The following is a 3,555-nucleotide window of genomic DNA, read 5'->3' as shown; positions in this document are numbered from 1 at the left end:
TCAGAACCATTTCACGTGGTCAGCCAAAGCGCGTAAAATCGCCGAAGTCTATAAGTGGATTTTGGATGAGCAGGAAGCACGCCCAGATTTTGCAATTTTTGAAGCTGGAATATGACTAGAATGCCTCCGCCTGCGGTCATGGGGGCAGAACCGCATCTAAAGCGTGCCGCGTTTAACCTGCGACATATCCGGCAGCCGTGAAGTAATTCCAGCATTCTTCGGGTGAGTAGAGATCGCAGATCTCAGCGATTGCGTTGAACATGTCGGTGAATGTGCGCGCGCCTATTCGGCGCAGGTGCGCTTTGAGCTTGGAGAACGCCATTTCGATCGGGTTGAGATCGGGACTGTAGGGCGGCAAGAACAAGAACCAGCATCCTGCCTTGCGCATCGCCTTTGCTGCTTGGGCGTTTTTGTGGGTGGCCAGATTGTCCAGGATGACGACGGTTCCGGGTGAGAGTTCTGGCACCAACACCTTTTCGACGTAAGCGGCGAAGGCCACGCCATCCATGGCGCCTTTGATCACCCAGGGTGCAATCATCGCATCAGCACGCAGGCCAGCTATAAAGGTCTGGGTGCCCCATGAGCCGAAGGGCGCGTCCATGACCAGGCGGTTTCCGCAAGAGGCCCATCCCCGCAGCCGCGTCAGGTTTGTCTTCACCGATGTTTCGTCAATAAAGACAACACGGTCCGGGTGCTTTGACACGGCAGGAATGCGGTGCTTGAACCAGTCCTCGCGCTGTCGTCTTACCTTGGCACGGCGGCGTTCGGTGGCCACCAGTGACTTTTTTTATATGTGTAGCCCAGTTTGCGAAGGAACTTGCCAATGGCGTTGGGGTGCGCCCGAACGTGGGTCGCGTCAAAAAGGGCTGCACTCAGCTCGGGCATTGTGATGTCGCCATCCTGCGCGATGATTTCGGCAAAGAAGTCTCGATGCGGGTCCAGTTTGCCCCGGCCTTTTGGTCGGCCCTGCGGCGCGGCTTCCGCCCGGCCCGTCCGCCGTATCGCAAGCGCCCATCGCGCTCCCGTCGCGGGCGAGAGCTTCAATCGTAGTGCCGCCGCGCGACCGCTCAACCCTTCCTCAATGTATCGCTGAAACCGCGCCCGAAGCGCGTCTGGCAAAGGTGCTGACATGATCCATCCTCCCAAACAGGATGAACGTATGGCCCGCCCGGTCTGCAAGTTGTTTTTGGATCAAGCTCTGCGCAATCTGCATCAACGTATCCGGTCTCAGGGTCTCGCCCTGGCCAAGATGGGGTTCGCGCGTCGGCATCCTCATAATCACAGCGGTCTGTCACGACCATTCAGTTTCTTCAGGTTTTGCCGCCGCCGATCAACTGTCAGGCCATCTCCTCTCAACCACTCGCAGGCAGGGCCGCCGGCTCGGTTCGCCGGTTACCCGTCTTGTCAGGCTGCCAACACGCGCTGGTAGCCTTGTTCCTTCCTGAGCAAAGCCCAGATCGTTCGTGCAAGCTTCGCAGCCAGCGCGACCACGACTACGTTCTTATGGGCGCGGGCCGATAGATCACGAAGCCAAGCCCCCAGTTGCGATGGCTCATTGATCAATCTGTGCAACACCGCACGCGCACCATGGATCAATGTGCTGCGTAAGTATCGATTACCGCGCTTTGATATCCCCAGTAGCTTCTGTCGGCCGCCAGTCGAGGCTTGCCTGGGGGTGAGACCAAGCCATGCTGCCAGATCGCGACCACGCCTAAAAGCTTCAGCATTGCCGACCGCAGCAACAAAAGCGGTCGCGTTGATGGCCCCAATTCCCGGTATGCTCATCAGGCGCTGCGCTGCCACGTCCTCCTGAGCCATCGTCATGAACTCCTTGTCAAAGGCCGCGATCCTTGCGTCCAGAGATCGCCATTGTGCGCGCATGTCTTCGATCAGACCTCGGATCCGCGGGGAAATATCCGGGTGCTCCTCATCGGCGAAGACAATCAGCTCCGCTTCAAGCTTCTTGCGACCTTGGGCAACCGTGATGCCACGCTCCAGCAAAAGAGAACGCAGGTTGTTGATCAGAGCTGTTCGCTCCGACACCAGCCGAGACCGCGCGCGGTGCAGGGATTGCACATCGGACTGTTCTTGGGTCTTGATCCGGACAAACCGCATCGTGGGACGCGTTGCAGCTTCAGCAATCGCCTCCGCGTCGCGGTCATCGTTCTTATGCGCCTTAACATAGGGTTTGACGTATTCTGGCGACATCAGGCGAACGTCAAATCCGGCACCGTCAAACACACGCCCCAAATGATGGGCACCACAGCACGCTTCCATTGCAACCACGCATCGGTCGAGGTTCAGCACAAACGCAACCAAACCGGCGCGCCGCAGACGCTTTCTCATGGCAACCTTACCGGCTGCGTCTAACCCCACAAGACTGCAAACCGTCTTGCCCAGATCAACCCCAAGAGTAACAATCGACATTGGTCCGCTCCTTTCCCTTTTGACCAAGGCGACTATATCAAAAGCCGCCGCCGAAAAGGGCGGGCCATCCCATAATCACAAAATCACACGCGTGGGAATCCCCGCAATTCAGGTTTTGGGCGGGACGCTTTAACCCCCAAGTTTTGCCCGCTCCCGCGGTGGTTCTGGTCTTTCATCTTGGTGGAACATCTGGGAAATCCTTTGTCCCGATGCTTCCACGAGCGATCTTCCGACGGGAGGCATTTCCGCCAAGGCCCGGTCGACATTATCCATTCCGATCTTTTTGACTATTTAGTGGCGTCGAGCCGAACCAAGTGGGGGCGACCGATCAACAAACCTGCTTGAACCAGGGCGTCATACGATCGCGTCCTCTCGGCATACCGTCACAACATGAACTGGTGGTCGATCAGACGTGTTGCGGCGCCAATAGCGCGGGCCTTTCGACCGATGCTGCCTGCTTCTATTCTGGGCGGAATAAGACCACGGGTGTCTTGGGTTGTCACATACCGGCTGACCCTTTCGACCAGTTCAGACCGCACAGATTCTGGGAAAGCGCCATCAATGATGATCGCTTCAAAGTCGATCACCGAACAGACAGATAGGGCGGCCTTGGATAGTTCCTGCGCCGTCTGACCCAGCCAGGGATCAACATAGCGAGAGAGGCGATACCAGTTGTCGGGTTCCGTCCACAATTGCCGAGGATCCAGATCAACTTCAACCAGACGCTGTTCCAGTTGCCGGATCGAAGCCATTTCGATCAATTGCATGCTTTCGCCGTTGGGGCCAATACTGCGCAACGACCCCAAAGCGCCCGCATTTCCTTGCCGCCCCTCGAAGACTGCATTGTCCAGAACGATGCCACCTCCGATATAGGCACCAATGAAGAAATAGGCATAGTCGCGAAATTCTTTACCCCGACCGAAAGTATGCTCGGCCTGACATGCGGCAGTCGCATCATTGAGCAGCGTGACAGGCAGACCGGTCAGCGCGCCGAACGTTTTTCGCAAGTCGATATGGTGCCAGTCGCTGAACTCTGAGCGGGTGTCAACTTCGGTGTCTGTCCTGTGCCACAGCTCAAATGCGGCACACACACCTAGGCCACAAACCCGCCTGACCTGATCTTCGGTC

3 protein-coding genes are annotated in these 3,555 nt (G+C 57.4%); all 3 read right to left on the bottom strand.

Going from position 1 to position 3,555, the window contains the following annotated elements:
- Positions 1-172 precede the first annotated feature (172 nt).
- Positions 173-1,131, bottom strand: a protein-coding gene (locus R6T97_RS15600; protein WP_410350208.1) for an IS630 family transposase whose coding sequence is annotated in 2 segments (ribosomal slippage) — positions 173-787 and positions 790-1,131 — 957 coding nt in all. Because the reading frame shifts where the segments join, the coding sequence is not laid out codon by codon here.
- A gap of 273 nt (positions 1,132-1,404) precedes the next feature.
- Positions 1,405-2,427, bottom strand: coding sequence for an IS110 family transposase (locus tag R6T97_RS15595; protein ID WP_410350207.1), 1,023 nt, complete (start codon positions 2,425-2,427; stop codon positions 1,405-1,407).
- A gap of 383 nt (positions 2,428-2,810) precedes the next feature.
- On the bottom strand, positions 2,811-3,555 hold a 745-nt coding region (locus R6T97_RS15590; RefSeq protein ID WP_410350206.1), incomplete at its 5' end, for an ROK family protein.

It is taken from the genome of Yoonia sp. (assembly GCF_046498525.1).
Classification (GTDB): Bacteria; Pseudomonadota; Alphaproteobacteria; order Rhodobacterales; family Rhodobacteraceae; genus Yoonia.
Note: the sequence above shows the minus strand (reverse complement) of the source record. Positions and strands in the feature narration are given on the sequence as shown.